Source organism: Geothermobacter hydrogeniphilus (assembly GCF_002093115.1).
Taxonomy (GTDB): domain Bacteria; phylum Desulfobacterota; class Desulfuromonadia; order Desulfuromonadales; family Geothermobacteraceae; genus Geothermobacter_A; species Geothermobacter_A hydrogeniphilus.
In genome coordinates this window covers 1-20,159 of record NZ_NAAD01000007.1, presented here as the reverse complement: position 1 = coordinate 20,159, position 20,159 = coordinate 1, and the positions used below count along the sequence as shown (strand labels likewise).

The 20,159-nt window shown below is 60.8% G+C and carries 19 protein-coding genes; 11 read left to right on the top strand and 8 right to left on the bottom strand.

Going from position 1 to position 20,159, the window contains the following annotated elements; translation table 11 throughout:
- Positions 1–11: 11 nt before the first annotated feature.
- The 6 genes from B5V00_RS07035 to merF all read left to right on the top strand — a co-directional run bounded on the left by B5V00_RS07035 (position 12) and on the right by merF (position 2,239).
- Complete coding sequence (locus tag B5V00_RS07035; RefSeq protein ID WP_085010065.1) at positions 12–659, top strand: alkylmercury lyase family protein; 648 nt, start codon at positions 12–14, stop codon at positions 657–659.
- Positions 656–1,048 carry a mercuric transporter MerT family protein gene (locus B5V00_RS07030; RefSeq protein ID WP_085010064.1) on the top strand — a complete coding sequence of 131 codons (393 nt, stop codon included), beginning with the start codon at positions 656–658 and terminating at the stop codon, positions 1,046–1,048. Before B5V00_RS07035 ends, B5V00_RS07030 begins: the two co-directional genes overlap by 4 nt.
- A 185-nt stretch (positions 1,049–1,233) precedes the next feature.
- On the top strand, positions 1,234–1,590 hold the full coding sequence (locus tag B5V00_RS07025) for a metal-binding (seleno)protein (protein WP_085010063.1): 357 nt from the start codon (positions 1,234–1,236) through the stop codon (positions 1,588–1,590).
- Positions 1,591–1,606: 16 nt separating this feature from the next.
- Entirely contained in the window at positions 1,607–1,762 is a 156-nt protein-coding gene (locus tag B5V00_RS07020) for a (2Fe-2S)-binding protein (RefSeq protein ID WP_085010062.1), read from the top strand.
- Between the two features lie 52 nt (positions 1,763–1,814).
- Positions 1,815–2,021 carry a GDCCVxC domain-containing (seleno)protein gene (locus B5V00_RS07015; RefSeq protein ID WP_085010061.1) on the top strand — a complete coding sequence of 69 codons (207 nt, stop codon included), beginning with the start codon at positions 1,815–1,817 and terminating at the stop codon, positions 2,019–2,021.
- On the top strand, positions 2,018–2,239 hold the full coding sequence (gene merF / locus B5V00_RS07010; RefSeq protein WP_085010060.1) for a mercury resistance system transport protein MerF: 222 nt from the start codon (positions 2,018–2,020) through the stop codon (positions 2,237–2,239). Before B5V00_RS07015 ends, merF begins: the two co-directional genes overlap by 4 nt.
- Positions 2,240–2,314: 75 nt before the next feature.
- On the opposite strand, the gene B5V00_RS07005 is transcribed toward merF, so the two are convergent.
- The 7 genes from B5V00_RS07005 to B5V00_RS06975 all read right to left on the bottom strand — a co-directional run bounded on the left by B5V00_RS07005 (position 2,315) and on the right by B5V00_RS06975 (position 12,693).
- Positions 2,315–3,550, bottom strand: a complete 1,236-nt coding sequence (locus tag B5V00_RS07005; RefSeq protein WP_085010059.1) for an acyl-CoA dehydrogenase family protein — start codon at positions 3,548–3,550, stop codon at positions 2,315–2,317.
- 104 nt (positions 3,551–3,654) lie between these two features.
- Positions 3,655–5,790 carry a 3-hydroxyacyl-CoA dehydrogenase NAD-binding domain-containing protein gene (locus B5V00_RS07000; protein ID WP_085010058.1) on the bottom strand — a complete coding sequence of 712 codons (2,136 nt, stop codon included), beginning with the start codon at positions 5,788–5,790 and terminating at the stop codon, positions 3,655–3,657.
- Positions 5,791–5,914: 124 nt separating this feature from the next.
- Complete coding sequence (locus tag B5V00_RS06995; protein ID WP_085010057.1) at positions 5,915–7,120, bottom strand: acetyl-CoA C-acetyltransferase; 1,206 nt, start codon at positions 7,118–7,120, stop codon at positions 5,915–5,917.
- A gap of 169 nt (positions 7,121–7,289) precedes the next feature.
- Positions 7,290–8,147 (bottom strand): CoA transferase, encoded by an 858-nt coding sequence (locus tag B5V00_RS06990; RefSeq protein ID WP_085010056.1) that lies wholly within the window; start codon positions 8,145–8,147, stop codon positions 7,290–7,292.
- A complete protein-coding gene (locus B5V00_RS06985; RefSeq protein ID WP_085010055.1) occupies positions 8,148–9,281 on the bottom strand; it encodes an acyl-CoA dehydrogenase family protein in 1,134 nt (377 codons plus the stop codon).
- 208 nt (positions 9,282–9,489) lie between these two features.
- A complete protein-coding gene (locus tag B5V00_RS06980; protein WP_085010054.1) occupies positions 9,490–11,106 on the bottom strand; it encodes a long-chain fatty acid--CoA ligase in 1,617 nt (538 codons plus the stop codon).
- A 24-nt stretch (positions 11,107–11,130) separates the two neighbouring features.
- Complete coding sequence (locus tag B5V00_RS06975; protein ID WP_085010053.1) at positions 11,131–12,693, bottom strand: class I adenylate-forming enzyme family protein; 1,563 nt, start codon at positions 12,691–12,693, stop codon at positions 11,131–11,133.
- 666 nt (positions 12,694–13,359) lie between these two features.
- Between B5V00_RS06975 and B5V00_RS06970 the strand changes: the two genes are divergently transcribed.
- From B5V00_RS06970 to B5V00_RS06960, 3 genes are all read left to right on the top strand, one after another.
- Positions 13,360–13,989: a TetR/AcrR family transcriptional regulator gene (locus B5V00_RS06970; protein WP_085010052.1), complete on the top strand. Its 630-nt coding sequence runs from the start codon at positions 13,360–13,362 to the stop codon at positions 13,987–13,989.
- A 208-nt stretch (positions 13,990–14,197) separates the two neighbouring features.
- Positions 14,198–15,187 (top strand): selenide, water dikinase SelD, encoded by a 990-nt coding sequence (gene selD / locus B5V00_RS06965; protein WP_216355470.1) that lies wholly within the window; start codon positions 14,198–14,200, stop codon positions 15,185–15,187.
- Between the two features lie 109 nt (positions 15,188–15,296).
- Positions 15,297–16,094, top strand: a complete 798-nt coding sequence (locus tag B5V00_RS06960) for a sulfite exporter TauE/SafE family protein (protein WP_085010050.1) — start codon at positions 15,297–15,299, stop codon at positions 16,092–16,094.
- 164 nt (positions 16,095–16,258) lie between these two features.
- Here B5V00_RS06960 and B5V00_RS06955 read toward each other — a convergent pair whose 3' ends face one another.
- Complete coding sequence (locus tag B5V00_RS06955) at positions 16,259–18,745, bottom strand: heavy metal translocating P-type ATPase (protein ID WP_085010049.1); 2,487 nt, start codon at positions 18,743–18,745, stop codon at positions 16,259–16,261.
- A 393-nt stretch (positions 18,746–19,138) separates the two neighbouring features.
- On the opposite strand from B5V00_RS06955, the gene B5V00_RS06950 reads away from it, so the two are divergent.
- Entirely contained in the window at positions 19,139–19,558 is a 420-nt protein-coding gene (locus tag B5V00_RS06950) for a MerR family transcriptional regulator (RefSeq protein ID WP_085010048.1), read from the top strand.
- Complete coding sequence (locus tag B5V00_RS16905) at positions 19,551–19,976, top strand: MerC domain-containing protein (RefSeq protein WP_139800693.1); 426 nt, start codon at positions 19,551–19,553, stop codon at positions 19,974–19,976. Before B5V00_RS06950 ends, B5V00_RS16905 begins: the two co-directional genes overlap by 8 nt.
- The last annotated feature ends 183 nt before the right edge of the window (positions 19,977–20,159 follow it).

Genomic DNA, 20,159 nt, shown 5'->3' with positions numbered 1-20,159 from the left:
GGAAAAAAACCATGAATACGCTGGACATTCTCCATCATCTCAACGACCTGCTGCCCCTGAAGGAGCGACAGAACGCCCTCGCGAAAGAGGATGCGGCATTGCATCGGTCCATTCTGCGATCTTTCGCGGAACAGGGCAGACCACGACTGAGACTTGCAAAGAGAGGACGCGCGGAGATCGCTGCCGCCCTGCAGCGATTGCGCAACAGCGACCTGGTCGTTCTTGACGGCCAGGGGAACATCATCGGGGCCTACCCGTTCACCCTGGAAGAAACGCCCCATCGCCTGACTGTCAACGGTCACCGGGTCCACGCCATGTGCGCCCTCGACGCCCTGGCGGTCAGCCCGATGTTCGACTGCGAGGTACGAATCGATTCGTCATGTGCGCTGAGCGGACAGCCGATCCATATTCAGCAGCGGGATGGAATTCTGCTTCATGTCGAGCCTGCTGAAAACCTGCAGCTGGGTATTCATTGGCAGTCGGTTGCGACCTGCGCCGCCCACAGTCTGTGCCGGGAGATGGTTTTCCTGAAAGATCCCGACACCGCCATGGCCTGGCAGCAGGCCGAACCCGAAACCAGGGAACGGGTCGAGCTTCGGCAAGCGGTCCAAATCGCGGCCCGGTTTTTCACCCCCCTGATGCAGGAGTCAACAACATGACAACCCGCAATCAATCCACCCTCGTCGGAACGGACGCGCCGCAAGAGAAGAAACTGGCCGGCCTCGGCCTGGTCGGCGCCGTCATCAGCGGCTTTCTCGCCTCGGCCTGTTGTATCGGCCCGCTGCTGATGGTCCTGCTCGGCGTCGGCAGCGCCGGCGCCCTGACCGCCCTTGAACCCTGGCGCCCGGTCATGATGGTCCTGACCTTCCTGTTTCTCGGCCTGGGGTTCTATGCCACCTACCGCAGGCCGCAAACGGCAAACTGCAGCGAAACCGCCTGCTGCGGCCCCGGCCGGAAGAGGCTGCAGAAACTCATGCTCTGGCTCGCCGCCCTGTTTTCCCTGGCGATGCTCTTCTTTCCGCAAATCATGCAGTTGATGCTTGATTGAAACCTGAATCAGTGAGCTCCTTGTCGGCGTATAGCACAAGTCATTGATCTGCCTGATCTTCCCAAAAATCGCCAGCGAACCTATGGGTGCGCTGGTGATTTCTGGAAATCTCTTGCAGACCAAGCACTTGCACTCTCCATCCAACAGAAACTCACTGATTCAGGTGAAAAGGACCGAGGTGAACCATGAAAAAAATTCTGAAAACTGTCGCTCTCCCCGTTCTCCTGGCCGTTCTGGCCCTTGCCCCGACAAGCTGGTCACGACTGACCCAGGGGCAGGGGATCTATGGAGTCATGCCCACTCATGCGGCCGAAGTCCGCACCGCCCGCCTGGCGCTCAAGGGATTGACCTGCGCCTCCTGCAAATATGCCGTCAAAGCCGCTCTGAACAACCTGGACGGCGTCGAACAAGCGGATGTCAGTTACAAAAAAATGACAGCGACCGTCCTCTACGATCCGGACAGGACAACGCCGCAACAGATGGTTGAGGTGATCGAAAAAGCCGGCTACCAGGCCGAAGTGCAGCCCGCCAAAGCAAAGTGATTTCGAGAGGAGAAGGATGAAACTGATCTGCTACTGCTTCGCGCACAGCGAGGATGAAATCCGGCGGGCGGTGCTGGAGGACAACGGACGCAGCCGCATCATGGAGCAGATCCTGACGGCAAATAAGGCCGGAGCCTGCCGCTGCGTCGAAACTCATCCGCAGGGGAGATGATGTCTTCCCGACGTCCGCCGTGTCGTGGACACCGCAAGAGAGGAACTGAACCATGACGATAACAGCTGAATCGACCCTGACCTGTCCACACTGCGGTCACAGTGAGAAACTGACCATGCCGACGGATGCCTGCCGGTTTTTCCACCAGTGCAACGGTTGTGGGGCCCTGCTCAAACCCCGGGCGGGCGACTGCTGCGTCTTCTGCTCATACGGCGATGTGCCCTGTCCGCCGATCCAGCAGCAGCGGAAAAGCAGATGAGGGGCGCCGACAATCGGCTTCGCAACCGCTTCCTCGCCGCCCTGATCGGCACCGGGCTGGTTGCGCTGTGCTGCTTCACCCCGGTGCTGGTGCTGCTGCTGGCAGGCCTCGGGCTGAGCATCCTGACACCCTGGCTCGACTTCGTGCTGCTGCCGGCGCTGGTGGTCCTGATCCTGCTCACTCTTCTGGCCTACCGGCAATGGAGACGGTCCCAATGACAGGAGGACACCTGAGACAACTCATCCGGAAGGAGTCCACGGCTTCCGGGAGAACCCGCCGCGGCCTTCTTCTTATTACTCGTAGATCTTTTCCTCCAGGGCGCCCGCCTCCACGGCGTCGGACTCATAATCCCGGACCGGCTCAGATTGCGCCGCTTCCCGGTACCATTCATGGGCGATAATCATGGCCATCACCTCGTTGGTTCCGGTCCAGATCGACGCCAGCCTTAGATCGCGATGGATCCGCTCCAGGGGAAAGACATTGGTATAACCGATGCCCCCCATCACCTGCAGAGCATGGTGAGCCGCCTGCTGGCAGGATTCGGTAATGAACTTCTTGGCTTCCGAGACCATCCGCCGGATGCGGCCCATCTCTATCCCGGCATCCACCGCCCGGGCGGTGGCGTATGCCATGGCCCGGGAGGCATCGAGCAGCATGGCTGCTTCGGCAACCTGGAAACTGACCCCCTGGAATTGGTTGATCGGCCGGCCGAAGGCCTTGCGTCTGGAACTGTAACGGGTGGCGATCTCCAGGGCCGGCCGGGCGGCGCCGATGGTCATCGCCGCCGTTCCGAGCCGTTCCGGGATCATCATGGTGTCAAACACCGCGGCGGCGCCATGAACCCGGCCGAGGACATTTTCCCGCGGCACCTTGACATCCTTGAACACCAGCCGCCCGGCACCTCCTCCGCGGCAGCCCATCAGCCCGTACTGATAGACGCTCTCGACCCCCGGCCCGCGGTCGACCAGGAAGCAGGTCAGTGATTCATGGGGTTTTGCATCCGGATCGGTGCGGGCGTAGACCAGAAAGAAATCGGCCCCTTCGGCCCCGACAATGAATCGTTTCTGGCCGTTCAGCAGAAAATAGTCACCCCGGTCCTCGGCGGTGCTGGTGGCGCCGAAAAAATCGGACCCGCCGCGGGGTTCGGTCAGGCACTCGGCGGCGAAGAGTTCCCCTTTGAGCAGGGGCCTGACATACTTCTCCTGCTGTTCAGCCGTACCATGCTTGACAATCGCATCGCAGACCAGCTCCGCGCCGACACCGAAAACACAGGCCAGTATGTAGCTGAGGGTCCCCACCTCTTCCATCACCATGCAGGCGGAAACCCAATCCTCTCCCCGCCCTCCCAGGCTTTTCGGGTAGCGGCAGCCGAGCAGATTGCGGCGCCCGGCCTCCTGCAGAAATTCCGTGGGAAAACGGATTTTGTCCGCGTCCATATCCAGAATCAGCTGCCGCGGAACCGATTTGACGAAATCCCTCACTTCATCCCTGAACCTGAGTTGTTCCTCGGAAAACAGATACTCAAACATCGCTTCTCCTCCTGTTGCCTGCATCAATGGGTTCATGCCGGATGAAGAGTGCACATGCGGGCAGGCCAATGCCTTGTGCTCTCCGTCGACAAGGGACCACGGATTCAGATAAATAGTTCATGGTTGGCAGCTTTTTCCAGCAGCAGGGCCGGAGGAGCGAAACGCTCGCCGTAGAGCTGCTCGAGTTGCCGGGCCCGGGCGACGAAACGCTGCAGGCCGCAGCTGTTGATAAACTGCAGCTGCCCGCCGGTATGGGCGGGAAATCCGATCCCGAAGATCGAACCGACGTTGCCGTCGGCCACCGAACGCAGGACCCCTTCTTCCAGGCACCTGACCGCTTCCAGGGCCTGCCGGAAAAGGATACGATCCTGAATATCCCGGCGGGAAATCTCGACCTCCGGTTTGCGGAAAAGGGTATAGAGTTCTGCCCAGATGGTTTTGCGCCCCTCCCGGGGGTAGTCATAAAACCCGCCGTTATAGGCCTTGCCCTCGCGTCCATGGCTGCCGGTCAGCACCGCGAGAACCCGGTCGGTGGCGTTCTCCTCAAGCACCTCGCCACGCTCCTGCAGCAGCTCGCGGTTGGCTTTGCGCACCTTGACCAGCAACTGCTGACTGACCTCATCCATGACAGTCAGCGGTCCGACCGGCATGCCGGCCAGCCGGGCAAGGTTGTCGATGAGCAGGGGATCAACTCCTTCTTCCAGCAACGCCGCCCCCTCGTCAAGAAAGGTGCTGAAGACCCGGGAGGTGAAAAACCCCAGGGAATCGTTGACCACGATCGGGGTCTTGCGCAGCTGCTGTACGAAATCGAAGGCTTTTGCCAGGGTCTGTGGACTGGTCTTCTGCCCGCAGATGATCTCGACCAGCGGCATTTTGTCGACCGGCGAAAAGAAATGCAGCCCGATGAAATTTTCCGGGCGGCGGACCGCCTGCGCCAGCTCGGTAATCGGCAGCGTCGAGGTATTGGAGGCCACGAACGCCCCCTCGGCAAGGTTTTTTTCCGCCTCGCCGGTCAACCTGCCCTTCAGTTCCCGATCCTCGAAAACCGCCTCGATGAGCAGATCGCAACCGGCAAAATCGTTCATCTCCGTCGTCGGCTGGATACGCTCCAGCAGATCGTCTTTCTGCTCCCGGGTGATGCGCCCTTTCGACAGCTGCCTGTCCAGCACCTGCGCCGAATAGGCTTTGCCCTTTTCCGCCTGCTGCCGAGTGCGGTCAAGCAGAACCACTTCGATACCGACCTTCGCCGCCACGTAGGCAATCCCGGCACCCATCATCCCGGCGCCGAGAATCCCGAGCCTGTTCACCGACGTTTTTGCAAAACCTTCCGGACGACTGCTGCCGCCGGTGATGCCGTTGAGCTGGAAGAAAAACCGGATCTGGTTCTTCGCTTCGGGAGTCAGCACCAGCTGCAGAAAATAGCTGCTCTCGATGCGCTGGGCCGCCGCAAAGTCGACCAGCGCCCCTTCACTGGCCGCGGCCAGAATCGCTTCGGGCGCCGGCAGCAGGCCGCGGGTCTTTTTTCGCAGCATGGCCGGCGCCGCCATCAGCATCTGGGCGACTTTGGGATGGGCCGGGGTCCCGCCGGGAATCCGATACCCTTTCTCATCCCAGGGCTGCCGGGGGGATGGATTGTCCCTGATCCAGGCCCGGGCCCTGCTCAGCAGAGTTTCGCGATCAGCCGCCAGCTCTTCGATCAATCCCGCCTCAAGGGCCCGATCCGGTGACAGCCTGGTTCCTTCCATCAGCAGGGGCAGGGCTTTTTCAAGGCCCAGCAGGCGCACCAGGCGGACAATCCCGCCCCCGCCGGGCAGCAGTCCCAGGCTGACCTCGGGCAGGCCGATCCGGCTCTTGTCATCCCGCAAAGCAATCCGATGATGACAGGCCAGACAGAGTTCGTAACCACCCCCGAGAGCCGTGCTGTTGATCGCCGCCACCACCGGCTTGTCCAGAGTTTCCAGGCGTCGCAGACAGCTCTTGAGACGCTGCAGAGTGGCGGCAAACGCCGGCAGCGTGTCGGCAGAGAGCGCCGAAATTTCCTTCAGGTCCCCCCCGGCCAGAAAGCTGTCCTTGCCGGAGGTCAGGATCACCCCCGCGACCTCATCCCGCTCCAGACGCTGCAGTGTCGCTTCGAGGCCATCGATAAAGGCCTTGTTGATGGTATTCACCGGTTGCCCGGGCAGATCCATGCTGATGGTGACGATATTTTCGGCGTCTTTCTGATAATCGAATCCGTTCATGTTCACACCCTTTTGTTTGACCTGAATCCGTGGGTTCACTACCGCTGTGCAACCGTCATCCGGCCGAAACGCAGCGATTCAGGCTTGAGCTTCAGTCGAGGCGCCGGCCCCGGGTCGGTTGCCGCTACAGGCGTTCAATAATGGTCGCGATTCCCATGCCGCCACCGACACAGAGAGTACAGAGTCCGTAACGCAGACGACGGCGTTCCAACTCGTCGAGGAGGGTTCCGACCAGTATGGCCCCGGTGGCGCCGAGGGGATGTCCCATGGCGATGGCACCGCCATTGACATTGATTTTTTCCATGGGGACGGACAAGTCCGCCTGAAATTTCAGCACCACCGAAGCAAAGGCCTCGTTGACTTCGAACAGGTCGATATCCTCGACCGTCAACCCGGCTTTATTGAGCGCCTTGCGGGTTGCCGGCGCCGGTCCGACCAGCATGATGGTCGGATCGGTGCTGGTAACCGCCGTGGCCAGAATCCGCCCGCGCGGGCTCAGGCCGAGATCCCTGCCCTTGGCTTCGCTGCCGATCAGCAGAAGCGCGGCGCCATCGACAATCCCCGAAGAATTGCCCGGGGTGTGCAGATGCTCGATATGGTCAACCTGCGGATACCTGGCCAGTGCAACCTGGTCAAACCCGAGCTGGCCGAGACCCGCAAAGGACGGCTTGAGGGCCGCCAGACTTTCTTCCGCGGCATCGGCGCGGATCAGTTCGTCATGGTCAAGCACGACTTCGCCGGCGCGATCCACGACCGGAACCAGCGAGCGTGAAAAATGTCCGTTCTGATGAGCGGCCGCCGCTTTTCTGTGGGAGGAGAGAGCGAACCGGTCCAGGTCTTCCCGCGTGAATCCCTCCAGGGTCGCGATCAGGTCGGCTCCGATCCCCTGGGGGACGAAGCCGGTTTTGCAGGAGGTTTCCGGATCGGCCGCCCAGGGCCCCCCATCGGACATCATCGGTACCCGCGACATCGATTCAAGACCGCCGGCGACCACCAGATCCTCCCAACCCGAGCGAATTTTCATTGCTGCCAGATTCACCGCCTCCAACCCCGAAGCACAGAAGCGATTGAGCTGAAAGCCGCCGACGACCTCATCCCACCCGGCATAGAGAGCGGCGGTCTTGGCGATATTCCCGCCCTGTTCGCCGACCGGAGTGACACAACCAATGACGATATCATCGACCTGGGCGGTCTCCAGTTGATGGCGTTGCTGCAGGCTGTTCAACAGGTTGCCGAGCAGGGCGACCGGTTTGATGGGATAGAGCGCGCCGTCTTTTTTCCCCCGGCCGCGCGGCGTGCGGATAGCGTCGTAGATATACGCATCTGTCATCTTGTCTCTTCCTTTCGATTGCATGGCTCTTCGCCGGCCAGTGTCCCGTGCGGTTAGTTATGTCAATTAATTCTGAGTCATTTTGGTTGCGGTCAAGGCGCACCGACGCAGGCCTAACCTGAGTTAAGCCGAGGAGGCGAAACACAGACCGCAGCCAAAAGGGCCAGAATTAGAAGGCAGAATTAACCGCACGGGACACCAGGGCGACAAGCGGGAGATCCCGTGCCAGCCCCCATTGTTGCCATTCCCCGGCGGTCCGGTTCAGAAAAACCTTTTGCAGCGCATCCTTGTCCCGGCCGTCGCAGTGAAGTTCCGCGGCCACCCGCCGCAGAAAATGTGGTTCCAGGGCCGCCAGCGCCACCCAGCCATCCCGGGCGCGGTAGAGATTGTAGCCGGCCAGCCCACCCCCCAGCAGAGCGCCGGCGGCTGTCACCCCGTAGCGCAGCGGTTCGGCCATGGCGGCAGCCGCAGAGGCCAGGGCCACCTCCGCAAAACCGCTCCCCGCGCCTCGCTCACGACCCAGAAGAAGCGCCAGAGCCGCGCCGACCGCCTGTTCCGCGCCCGCCATGTCGGCCAGCAGGGTCCGCGGCAATTGCGGCGGAGAGAGCAGGCCGGCCTCGGCCTGGTAGGTCAGATCATGCCCGGGCTCATTATGGCGTGGCGCGGCATGGCCCACGATCGCCACCTGGCAGAGGCGCGGATACTTTTCATGCAGCTCTTCCCAACCCAGGCCGAGTTTTGCCAGGGAGACCGGGCGGGTGGCGGTGATGAGCAGATCCGCCTCCTGCAGCAGCCGCGCCAGCCCGGCCCGGCCCTCCTCTGTCTTGAGGTCCAGCCTGATAATTGCCTGACCGGCGTTCAGATCCCGATACCAATCGGCACAGTAATGCTGCATTGGATCGGCCGCCGCCGGTTCGACCTTGGTCACGCTCGCACCGAGACGCAACAGCGCCCGCGCGGCGACAGGACCGGGCAGGTTGACCGCCAGGGTGACAACCTTCAACCCCGCCAGGGGTTTCGCCGACATCTACCGGTTCCCCAGTTCGCGGGCAATGATGTTGCGCTGGATTTCGCTGGTGCCCTCGTAAATCTGCAGCACCTTGGCATCGCGGAACAGCTTTTCGGCCGGGAATTCCGGGCTGTAGCCGTAGCCGCCGAAAATCTGCAGCGTTTCGGTCGCCACCCACATCGCGGCATCGGCGGCAAAGGCCTTGGCGCAGGCCGCCTGCAGGGTGTTGCGCTTGCCGGCATCGAGCAACCAGGCCGCCTGATAGGTCATCAGTCGCGCCGCCTGCAGACGCATTTCCATCTCTGCCAGTTTGTGGCCGATCGCCTGATGATGGATGATCGCCTGTCCCATCGTCTTGCGTTCCCTGGCGTAGGCCAGAGAAACATCGAGACAGCGCTGCATCAACCCGACCGCAAAGGCCGCCACCATCGGCCGGGAACGGTCGAAAACCTGCATGGCGATCTTGAACCCGTCCCCTTCGTTGCCGAGCAGTGCTTCACGCGGCACCCTGACGTCATTGAAGAACACCTCGGCCGCCGGCACGGCATTCTGTCCCAGCTTGGGCAGGGGATTCCCCACCTCCAGCCCCGGGCTGTCCCGTTCAACCAGAAAGAAACTCAGTCCACGGTAACCCGCCTCGGGATCGGTTTTGGCCAGCACGGTGAAAAAACCCGCCAGGGGCGCATTGGAAATCCAGACCTTGCTGCCATTGAGCAGGTAGCCGTCGCCATCTCTGACCGCGCGGGTCGAAATTCCCGCCACATCCGATCCCGCGCCCGGCTCGGTAACCGCGTAGGACCCGTATTCACTGGTGATCAGCCGGCCCAGGTATTCACGCTTCTGCTCCGCATTGCCGCTGACCAGCAGCACGTCGGCCGGCAGATTGTTCAGACTGATTCCGCCCCCCAGCCCGACGCACCCCCAGGCCAGCTGCTCGGTCACCAGCGCCAGCTCCAGGGCGCCGAGTCCGGGACCGCCGTATTCCTCGGGCACCGTCAGATTGAACAGCCCCAGTTCCCTGGCCTTGGCGGCAATTTCCTGCGGAAAACACTTTTCCTGATCGCAACGGGCGGCCTCCGGCCAGATCTCCCGCTCGGCAAATTCCCTGGCGGTCTGCTGAATCAGTCGTTGTTCGTCACTCAGTTCAAACATGGGCTTTCTCTCCTGGTCTGGATTTGAGCCGGCGACGGCGCATCAATCAACCGACATGCCGACAGCAAATGATTTTTTACGTTTACGTAAAGATCAAACAAAAGAATGCACGCAGCCACCATCGGGTCAGCTGGCCGCCGACCTGATGGACGGCCGGCTGACCCTTTCCAGTGCCCCCCCCTCCGCCTCCATCAATCATCTGAATCAGCTAGGGGACACTCCCCCAGTCCGCATATTGTTCGCGCAACCTGGCCTTGAAGAATTTCCCCGTTGATGTGCGCGGTATCGATTCAACAAACACGCACCCATCGGGCAACTGCCAGCGGGGAAAACTTTCCGCCAGGTGGGAACAGATCGCTTCGCCGTCGACCGCTGTCCCGTCTTTCAGAGCCACCACCGCCAGCGGCCGTTCCCCCCATTTGGGATGGGGCACAGCGATCACCGCCGCTTCCCGAACCGCGGGATGCCCCATAATGGCGTTTTCAAGGGCGACCGAGCTGATCCACTCGCCTCCCGACTTGATCAGATCCTTGGTGCGATCGGTCAGTTGGACATAGCCCTCCGGATCACAATGCCCCACATCGCCGGTACGAAGCCAGCCGTCAGCGGTGAAGCGCTCTTCGGTCGCCGGCTGCGTATGGTATCCCGCCGTAATCCAGGGCCCGCGAACCTGAATCTCCCCCACGGATCGCCCGTCCCACGCGACCGGCCCCTTCTCCCCGGCAATGCGCAGGTCGACCAGCGGCACCGGCATCCCCTGTTTGGCGCGGTAGGCGAAGCGCTCTTCGGCAGATTCTTTTTCCAGATGGGGCTTGAGCCGCGAAAAACTCGCAACCGGCGAGGTTTCGGTCATGCCCCAGGCGTGAATAACCTCCAGGCCCAGTTCAGCAAAAGCCCGAATCATCGATTCGGGCGGCGCCGAACCGCCGACGATCATTTCCATCCCCGGAATCAGTTGCCAGCGACCGGGATTCCGCTGCAGTGTCTCAAGAATACTCAGCCAGATCGTCGGAACTCCGGCGGTCTGGGTCACCTGCTCGCCGGCAAAGAGGTCAAGCAGGCTCTCCGCATCCAGGTGCGGACCGGGGAAGACCTGCCTGGCGCCGACATTGGTGGCCGCATAGGGGATTCCCCAGGCGTTGGCGTGGAACATCGGCACCACCGGCAGAACGGTTTTGCTGCAGGAGAGATTCATCAGGTCGGGCAGGGCGGTGACCAGGGAATGCAGCACCGAGGAACGATGCGAGTAGACCACTCCTTTGGGCCTGCCGGTGGTGCCCGAGGTGTAGCACATGCCGCAGGGCTCGTTCTCCTCCATCTCCGGCGGGGTGAAATGGCCACTCGCGGTGGACAACAGTTCCTCATAGCTTTCGTAGCCGGCCGGTACCGCCTGCCCGGTCAGGGGCACCACGAAGATCCGCTCCACGTCGATCTGTCCGCGGAATTTCTCCAGCAGCGGCAACAGCACGTCATCCACGATCAGAAAACGATCTTCGGCATGGTTGACGATATAGGCGATCTCCTCGGGACTCAGCCGAAGATTGAGGGTGTGCAGCACGCCACCGGCGACCGGGATGCCGAAATACGCCTCGAGATGGGCATAGTGACTCCACATCAGGGTGCCGACCCGCTCGCCGCGTTTGAGCCCGGCAGCGCTCAACGCCTCCGCCAACTGCCGCGCGCGACGGTAGAAATCGCCATAGGTGCAGCGATGCAGTGAACGATCCGGCATCCGGGAAACGATTTCCGTCGCGGCAAAAAGAGTTCCCGCCCGTTCGAGGATGTGTCCCAGGGTCAGGGGGGCGTTCATCATGGTTGCTTTCATGTTCGCTCCTCGCTCCAAAAGGGGTCAGTTCAAGGCAGAGACCTGAAGAGATCCGGTCGCAGGCTCCCGGTTGGTTTCAGCATAGGTTTTCCGCAACTGGTATTTGAGAATCTTGCCGGACAGATTGCGCGGCACCTCTCCCAGAAACAGCAGCCGGGGGAGTTTGTAATCGGAGATCTGCCCGGCACAATGGTCCCGGATTTCGGCCAGGGTCAACTCCCGATCCTCCCGGGGGGTTACCACAACGGCCACCGTCTCGCCATAATCCGCATGCGGGATGCCGATCGCGGCACAATCCGCAACGGCAGGATGGGACCGCACGGCATTTTCCACTTCAACGGAATAGACGTTCATCCCCCCGGTGATGATCATATCCTTCCTGCGATCAACCAGGGTGATATACCCCTCCGCGTCGACAGTGGCCAGATCGCCGGTGAACAACCAACCATCACGAATGGTTTCGGCGGTCGCCTCGGGATTGTTCCAGTAACCCTTCATCATCGTTTCACCGCGCAGAATCCATTCGCCCACCTCGCCGGGACGGACATCCCGCATGTTGTCATCCACCACCCGCGCTTCGGTATTGACGATCGGCTTCCCTCCCGCTCCCATCTTGCTCAGCTGCTCATGGGGCTGGAGACAAATTCCGCCGGGACCCATTTCGGTCAGACCGCAGAGATTGAAAAGCTGCACCCCGGACAGTTTCGCAATCATCTCCCGGACCACGCTGGGAGGCATCGGCGCCGCCCCGTACATGCCGATGCGCCACGCGCTCAGATCGCGTCCGGTGATTCCGGACTGGCGTAAAAGGAACTGGTACATGGTGGGCACGCCGAAAAAGACACTGATCCGTTCCTGCTCCAGGACATTCAGCACCGTTTCCGGCTCGAACGCGGGAAGAACGACATGAGTGCCAGCCAAAAGGGTTCCGGCCATCAGAAACAGGTTGAGTTCAGCCGAATGATAGAGGGGAGCGGCATGCAGCAACCGGTCACCTTCGCGAATTCCCACCCCCAGAGAGATGTTGGTACCGGCCCAGATGACAGCATGGTGGTCCAGCAGCACCCCCTTGGGCAGACCCGTCGTTCCGGAGGTATAAAGAATCTGGGCGTTATCCTGCTCGGCGACGACAATGCCCAGGGGCTCCGCGCTTTCAGCAGATGACAGTGTCACGACGTCCGCAAAAGGTTCGCACGGCAAAGTCGCCAGGTAATGCCTGGTGGGGAGTTTCTGTTGCCGGACCTTTTCCACCACTGATTTGAGCTGCGGAGCAAAAACCAGCACCCGGGAACCTGAATCCATCAGCTGATAGGCCAGTTCAGGTGGCGCCAGCCGCGGATTGATGGGGACGATGACGGCTCCCAGTTTCAGCCCGGCGTAAAATACGATGACGAACTGATCGGAGTTGGGCGACATCAAAGCGACCCGATCACCTTTTTCCACCCCCAGGCGCTGCAGAACCCGAGCGGCGCGGTTGACAGCGGCATCCAACTGCAGGTAAGTAAACCGTCGCCCGCCAAAAACCAGAGCTTCACGGTTCGGAACACGGCGCGCGTTACGTTCCAGAATCGAGCCGATGCCAGGCATAAAGCCTCCTCCTTCCGGGCAGGGTTCACATGAGGTCGGGCCATGAGGGACACCCCGGGATGTCCGGGCGCCCCTCGGCTTTTCACCGCAAATCGACCACTACGCACAACACTCGCAAGCAAATCCTCCCTTCAAATAAACGGCGTTCTATCTCCCTGTCAACAAAAAAGTGAGCATTTACTTGTTTTCAATTGGCAGGCAGACCGATGCAAGCTGACGGACCTCCAAATAATCATTCGCTACAACGGGATGTTACATGCTATTTGTCGTGTCTCCCGATAAAGGCCAAAAATATCGGATCATCCACCATTAAAAGGCAGGTTGCCCTTCCACCTTGACAATCCTCATGATGAGGGAGGAATCAAACTGTGTTTGCGCAGTGCCGGCAAAGACCGGAGAGAGCATGGCCCGATCATTGGCGACGCCCCGGCCCGAACAGACAGGATGCGGCACCGGCACAACGCAACGATCCGGCCACAACGGTCCCGCGGAGACTCAACAGCCCTCCCTCGACATTCATAGAAATCAGGACTATAATAGGTTTTTTTGTGAAACCTACCGTTGTCATTGCATTTTTTTCGGCGCAAGCCTTGGCGCCGCACAAGAGAGCGCTCATCCCTCAACGGCTCATCGGCCACAGCAACAAGGCGCCGGCAGGAAACAATTGTGACAGACACCGATTTGCACCCGCGGATGGTTCCCGCGCAAAAACGCGCAGAAGAGACCGTCAAACATATCCTGAATACTTCCGCAACGCTGCTGGACGAAGTGGGTCTTGACGGGTTCAATACCAATCTGCTCGCCGACCGTTCCGGGCTTCGTGTCGGCACGATCTACAGATACTTTCCAAACAAGTTGGCGATTCTCAGGGCCCTTATTCTCGAGTATGCAAATCAGATGAAAATGGCCCTGGAGAATTTTAACGACCTGGCCGATCCAGAAAAGGAATGGCAGCACATCATCCGTTCCAGTATCGACAATTACGTTGCGGCGGCCAAAAAACAGAAAGGGTTCATATCGATCCGCAGGGCCATGCAGGCCGCCCCTGAACTATCTGCCATCGAAAAGCATCTGGTGCGGGATCTGTCCGAATCAATCGTTGAGGCAATTATCAAAAGAGGAGCAAACGTTTCAAAAAAACATCTGTTCCACGTGGCGGGCACCTTCCTGATGGCAGCCGCAGCGACCTATGATCTTGCCTATCTGAAGGGCAAGAAGAATCACCAGGCCGAGGCCGAAATCATCGCGGAACTCAAGCTCATGTCGATCAGCTATCTGGCAAACTATCTGGCATGAACCATGACAGACCGTCTGCGGCAGAAAACCTGCGTGCCTTCGTCCCGCCGCCATCGGTTCCTTGACAGCCTGACGCTCCTGGTGTCCAATGTTTCTGTTGCCTGCTGCGGCACTCCGTCAATTCATTTCCTGAAAGGATGACCCGATGGCCTTTTTCAAAAAGAAAACCTTGACCGGCCTCTCCCGCACCTGCGGTTGAGCCGCCAAAATCGGTCCGGCAGTTCTGTCGGACGCCCTGGCGGGGCTGACCCCGCCCGATGATCCCGACCTGCTGGTGGGAATCGAAACCTCGGATGACGCGGCGGTCTATCGACTGAACGATGAGATGGCGATGGTCAACACCGTCGACTTCATCACCCCGCCGGTCGACGACCCCTACTGGTTCGGGCAGATCTCTGCCGCCAACTCGATCTCGGATGTCTATTCGATGGGCGGTAAACCGCTCACCGCCCTCAACCTGGTGATGTTCCCGTCCAAACAGCTGGACATGGGGATGCTGAAGGAGATCCTCAAGGGCGGACATGACAAGGTGGTCGAGGCGGGAGCCTGCCTGGTCGGCGGCCACTCGGTCGATGACGAGGAACCGAAATACGGTCTCTGCGTCAGCGGCGTGGTCCATCCCGAACGGATCATCACCAACGCCGGGGCCCGGCCCGGCGACGCCCTGATCCTGACCAAACCACTCGGTTCGGGAGTGCTGTTCAATGCTGTCCGGGCGAAAAAATTTCCCTATCCCGAACTGGAGCGCGACACCCTGCCGCTGATCGCCGCACTCAACGGTCCGGCGATGGAGGCGGCGCTGCGTTTCGACCTGCACGCCTGCACCGATGTGACCGGCTTCGGCATCCTCGGGCACCTGCTGGAAATGGCTCTCGGAGCTGACGCCGGAATCCTGCTGGACTATCAGCAGCTGCCGTTCTATTCAGGCGCCCTTGATATGTACCGGAAGGGCGAAACGACCGGCAGCAACCGGGCAAACCGGGAAATGGTCAGCAGACACCGCCTGGAGCTGCAACGCACCCTTACCCGCGCTGAGGAAGAGCTGCTGTACGACCCGCAGACCTCCGGCGGCCTGCTGATGGCACTGCCGTCATCCCAGGCCGATGATCTGTTGACGCTGCTGCATGCATCAGGCGTCACGGACTCCCGGTGCATCGGTGAGATCCGCGACGCGGCGGTTGGCATCACGGTGGTCTGAGCGGCAAAAATTTTTTGCAGTTTCTATCGGAAAATTCTATGGACAGGCACAATGAAATTGTTTCTTTAAATACAATCGGCCGGTCGCAATCCCGTTCCGGGGGGCCCTGATGGAGCTGCACGTCATCATCGGCATACTCGGACTGGCGACCGGTTTCATTTCCGGGCTGCTCGGTATCGGCGGCGGCATCATCATGGCGCCATTGCTGCTCTATACGCCGCCCCTGCTCGGCTTTCCCGCCCTGAGCATGCAGGATGTGGCGGGGCTGACCATCGTTCAGGGGCTCACCGCCTGCCTGGCCGGAGCCCTGACCCACCGCAAATTCCACTTTGTCTCCGGTCGGCTCACCGCCTGGATGGGGATCACCATCTTCGCCGCCGCACTGTTCGGCGGCGCCTGGTCCCATGCCCTCCCCGACCACCTGCTGCTGGCGATTTTCGCCCTGCTGGCCCTGTCCGCGGCGCTGTTGATTTTCATCCCCACGACCGGGGACTGCGAAGCTCCGGCGGTCGCATCCTTTACCTTCAGCCGGCCGCGGGCGGTCCTCGCCGCCGGCGGCGTCGGACTGCTCGGCGGCCTGGTCGGGCAGGGCGGCTCCTTCATCCTCATCCCGCTGATGACCTCGTTCATGCAGATTCCGACGCGCATCGCCATCGGCAGCAACCTGGCGATCATCTTCCTCTCGTCGCTGGCCGCCTTTCTGGGCAAGGCCCTGACCGGACAGATCCTCTGGCCCCTGGCACTGCCGATTGTCCTCACGGTCATTCCCGCCGCCTATGTCGGCAGCCGGCTCAGCCGCCGGGTTCCGGTCGCCCGGTTGCGCCTGCTGTTGGCGCTCTGCATTGCCGCGGCAGCACTGAAAATCGGATTTTCCGCCGTTGTTTCGTTCTTATCCCTGAATCAGTGAGTCCATCACTGGCGGATAGCACAAGTCATTGATCTACCTGATCTTCCCAAGAATCGCCAGCGAACCTACGGGTGCGCTTCAGATTCCTGGAAAGCTCATTCAGACCAAGCACTTGCACTCTCCATCCAGCATGAACTCACTGATTCAGGTTATCCTGCAACAATTCATGGTCTTGACGGCTCCGCCGGATCTGACGCGATTTTCACAGAACGCAGACGCAGCGCGTTGCTGATCACCGAAACCGAACTCAGGCTCATCGCGGCGGCGGCAATCACCGGGCTGAGCAGAAGACCGAATAGCGGATAGAGAACCCCGGCTGCCAGCGGAACCCCCAGGGAATTGTAGACAAAGGCAAAGAACAGATTCTGACGGATATTGGCCATGGTCGCCCGGCTCAACCTGCGCGCGCGGACAATTCCCGTCAGGTCACCCTTGACCAGGGTCACCCCGGCCGACTCCATCGCGACGTCAGTGCCGGTACCCATGGCGATGCCGACTTCGGCCTGGGCCAACGCCGGGGCATCGTTGATGCCGTCACCCGCCATCGCCACTATTTCTCCGGCCTCCTGGAACTTTTTCACCGCGGCGGCTTTTTCATCCGGCAGCACTTCGGCCACAATTTCGTCGATACCGAGTTTTCTGCCAACCGCTTCGGCGGTGGCCCGGTTGTCGCCGGTCAACATGACGATTTTGATTCCTTCGCCGTGCAACTGGCGAATCGCTGCAGGGGTCGTGTCCTTGATCGGATCGGAGACCGCCAGCAACCCGGCCATGCGGCCATCGATCGCCACCTGCATCACCGTCTGGCCCTCAGCGCGCAACTCTTCGGCCCGTGCCGCCAACGCCCCTGGTTCGATGGAGAACTCGCCGAACAATGTGCTGTTGCCGAGCAAGACCTCGACCCCTTCGACCCGCCCGGAAACCCCTTTGCCGGTGTGCGAAGCAAAGTCCTGCGCGGCGGAAAGCGTCAGACCCCGCGCCAGCGCCCCTTCAACCAACGCGGCTGCCAACGGATGCTCGCTGCCCCTTTCAAGACTGGCCGCCAGAATGAGCAGTGTTTTTTCATCAATCCCCGCCGCCGGAATCACCCCGGTCAGCTTCGGTTGCCCCAGGGTCAGGGTGCCGGTCTTATCGACTACCAAGGTGGTGACCTTGCGCAGGGTTTCGATGGCCTCGGCGTTCTTGAACAGCACCCCCAATCCGGCCCCCTTGCCGGTCGCGACCATGATCGACATCGGTGTCGCCAACCCCAAGGCACAGGGGCAGGCGATGATCAGCACCGAGACCGCCGCGATCAGCGCGTAAGCGAGACGCGGCTCCGGACCAACCAGGAACCAGACCAAAAAAGCGAGCAGGGCGATGCCGATGACCGCCGGCACAAAATAACCGGCGACCTGGTCTGCCAGCTTCTGGATCGGAGCCCGGCTGCGCTGGGCCTCGGCGACCATTTGAACAATCCGGGCCAGCAGGGTGTCGCTGCCGATTTTTTCCGCCTCCATGATCAGCGAGCCGGTGGCATTGACCGTCGCACCGATCAACCTGTCACCCGGCTGCTTGCTGACCGGAATCGGTTCCCCCGAAATCATCGACTCATCGACCACGCTGGCGCCCTCGACAACGACCCCGTCGACCGGCACTTTTTCACCGGGACGGATGCGCAGACGGTCCCCGGCCACAACCTGTTCGAGAGGAACATCTTCTTCGCGGCCGTCGGCATGGATTTTACGCGCTGTCTTCGGAGCCAGGCCGAGCAGTGCCTTGATTGCTGCGCCGGTCCGGCTGCGGGCCCGCAATTCCATCACCTGGCCCAGCAGAATCAGGGTGACAATGACGGCGGCCGCCTCGAAATAGACTCCGACGGCGCCATCAGGGCCACGCATGGCTGCGGGGAAAATATCGGGCAGCAGCACGGCAAGCAGACTGTAGCCGTAAGCCATCGACACGCCAAGGCCAATCAGAGTAAACATATTGAGGCTTTTATGGATAACCGACTGCACCGCGCGAACATAAAAGGGCCAACCGGCCCAGAGGACCACCGGCGTCGAGAGCAGCAGTTCAAGCCAACCCAGCGTCCGGGCCGAAGCCACCTCTTCGATCAGCCTGCCGCCGGGAAGCATCCCGCGCATGGCGATAATCACCAGCGGAATTGAGAAGAGTGCGGAAAAAATGAATCGCCGGCGCATGTCGTCATACTCGGGATTGTCTTCCTCTTCGAGGGTCGTCACCGTGCGCTCCAGCGCCATGCCGCACTTCGGACAGCTGCCGGGGGTATCCTGTACCACCTCCGGATGCATCGGACAACGGTACTCGGTACGGGTCAGCGGCAGGGGCGAAAGCGGCTCCAGCGCCATGCCGCACCTGGGGCAGGAACCCGGACCGAGCTGCTCGATCTCCGGGTGCATCGGACAGGTGTAGGTTGCGCCTTTTCCGGCCGCCGTCGGGGTCCTCGGCTCCTGCTGCCCGCCGCTATAGGCCTCCGGATCGTTCCTGAACTTCGCCAGGCACTTGTCACTGCAGAAGTAGAATTCTTCTCCCTTGTACCGGTGTGCCTTATAGGCGCTCTTGTCTTCGGTACTCATGCCGCAGACCGGATCGACAATCCGTGCCGGCTCACTCACGTGATGACAGTCCTCATGTTGCTGTTGATGCATGGTTCAGCTCCTTGTCATGTAATCTGAATCCGCGAACTCATCACCGGCGAACATCGTGGGTACGCCTGAGATTTCTGCAGCCCGCCTTTAAAGATCAAGGGCTTACGGCCTTCCACTGCTTCAAGCCAAAGCATCGCCCGATTGGCGAATAGTCTACGGATGTACTGTCGACTATTCTCCCTTTTATCTCTACACCATCCTTAACCCCCTGAAATCAGGAATTTTTACCTTGTAGCTTTGCAATTGTTCTACCAAAACCGGAATCCGGTCGAGGAATTCTGCGGCGCGGGTGGTGAACGTACTGTTTCTGGAAGTTTAGCCGACAGGTGATAATCAGGCTTGACCCGGTACCATGGTACCGTTGCTAGACTTGATTCAACAGGGAGGAAAACTATGGGACAGCTCACCATCGGCCAATTGGCCCGCCAGTCCGGCGTCGGCGTGGAGACGATCAAATTCTACCAGCGGAGGGAACTGGTCAAACAACCGCCCCGCCCGGTTTCGGGGTTCAGAAAGTATCCGCCCGAGACGGTCCGCCAGGTGCGTTTCATCCGCCGCGCCAAGGAACTCGGCTTTTCCCTGCAGGAAGTCGGCGAACTGCTCGACCTGCGCATGACCGCCGGGACCGGTTGCGGCGCCATCAGGGAGCGGGCCGAAGCCAAGCTTGCCGATATCAGGCGAAAACGCCGGGATCTGGAGCGGATGGAGACGGTTCTCAAGCAACTGACCGCCAGCTGCCGGGGGCAGGGGCCACTCAACGACTGCCCGATCCTGGGAGCCCTTGATAATGAGGAGAAGATGCCCCATGAATAAACCGCAACGAGACATCAGATCCGGGCATCCCGCCGACAGGCAGAGCCGCTGGAGCCGGGCCCTGGGCGTGAGTGCCGCTCTGCTCGGCGCACTGCTGGCCAAGCTCAGCTGTCCCGCCTGCTGGTCGGCCTACGCGGCCCTGCTCGGCTCGGTCGGGGTGGCCGGACTGAGTTCCATGCCCTTCTTTCTGCCCCTGACCCTGCTCAGCCTGGTGGCGGTCCTCATCTCCCTCGGCTGGCGGGCCACAAAACGACGGGGCTACGGCCCGCTGCTGCTGGGCTCCCTGGGAGCAGCCGTTATTGTCCTGGGAAATTTCGTTTATCCGGCGGGTAGCGTCCAGAACAGCGGCGTTGCCCTTCTGATCGGAGCCTCAATCTGGAATTCCTGGCCCAGGAGGCTGTCGAGCTATACAGGCTGAAGCGAAAATTCGAGCGTTTGAGACCAGATTTCGGCTCGATTGCAGCCTCATAGCAGTGGCTATGGGGCAAAATGGAGCTGGGATATGGGCCAAACGCGCGGATTTGCAGCCAGGCCTTGGATAGTCCGTATATGGTCTCCCCCCTTTTTGCAAGGGCTTTGTGTCGTTAATGACAGGGACAGG

Coding starts and splice junctions, on each gene's coding strand:
- B5V00_RS06995 (WP_085010057.1), bottom strand. CDS start 7,120: ATGACAGATGCGTATATCTACGACGCTATCCGCACGCCGCGCGGCCGG.
- B5V00_RS07020 (WP_085010062.1), top strand. CDS start 1,607: ATGAAACTGATCTGCTACTGCTTCGCGCACAGCGAGGATGAAATCCGG.
- B5V00_RS06980 (WP_085010054.1), bottom strand. CDS start 11,106: ATGAAAGCAACCATGATGAACGCCCCCCTGACCCTGGGACACATCCTC.
- B5V00_RS06975 (WP_085010053.1), bottom strand. CDS start 12,693: ATGCCTGGCATCGGCTCGATTCTGGAACGTAACGCGCGCCGTGTTCCG.
- merF (WP_085010060.1), top strand. CDS start 2,018: ATGAGGGGCGCCGACAATCGGCTTCGCAACCGCTTCCTCGCCGCCCTG.
- B5V00_RS07025 (WP_085010063.1), top strand. CDS start 1,234: ATGAAAAAAATTCTGAAAACTGTCGCTCTCCCCGTTCTCCTGGCCGTT.
- B5V00_RS06950 (WP_085010048.1), top strand. CDS start 19,139: ATGGGACAGCTCACCATCGGCCAATTGGCCCGCCAGTCCGGCGTCGGC.
- B5V00_RS16905 (WP_139800693.1), top strand. CDS start 19,551: ATGAATAAACCGCAACGAGACATCAGATCCGGGCATCCCGCCGACAGG.
- B5V00_RS06985 (WP_085010055.1), bottom strand. CDS start 9,281: ATGTTTGAACTGAGTGACGAACAACGACTGATTCAGCAGACCGCCAGG.
- B5V00_RS06990 (WP_085010056.1), bottom strand. CDS start 8,147: ATGTCGGCGAAACCCCTGGCGGGGTTGAAGGTTGTCACCCTGGCGGTC.
- B5V00_RS07005 (WP_085010059.1), bottom strand. CDS start 3,550: ATGTTTGAGTATCTGTTTTCCGAGGAACAACTCAGGTTCAGGGATGAA.
- B5V00_RS07030 (WP_085010064.1), top strand. CDS start 656: ATGACAACCCGCAATCAATCCACCCTCGTCGGAACGGACGCGCCGCAA.
- B5V00_RS06955 (WP_085010049.1), bottom strand. CDS start 18,745: ATGCATCAACAGCAACATGAGGACTGTCATCACGTGAGTGAGCCGGCA.
- B5V00_RS07015 (WP_085010061.1), top strand. CDS start 1,815: ATGACGATAACAGCTGAATCGACCCTGACCTGTCCACACTGCGGTCAC.
- B5V00_RS06960 (WP_085010050.1), top strand. CDS start 15,297: ATGGAGCTGCACGTCATCATCGGCATACTCGGACTGGCGACCGGTTTC.
- B5V00_RS07000 (WP_085010058.1), bottom strand. CDS start 5,790: ATGAACGGATTCGATTATCAGAAAGACGCCGAAAATATCGTCACCATC.
- B5V00_RS07035 (WP_085010065.1), top strand. CDS start 12: ATGAATACGCTGGACATTCTCCATCATCTCAACGACCTGCTGCCCCTG.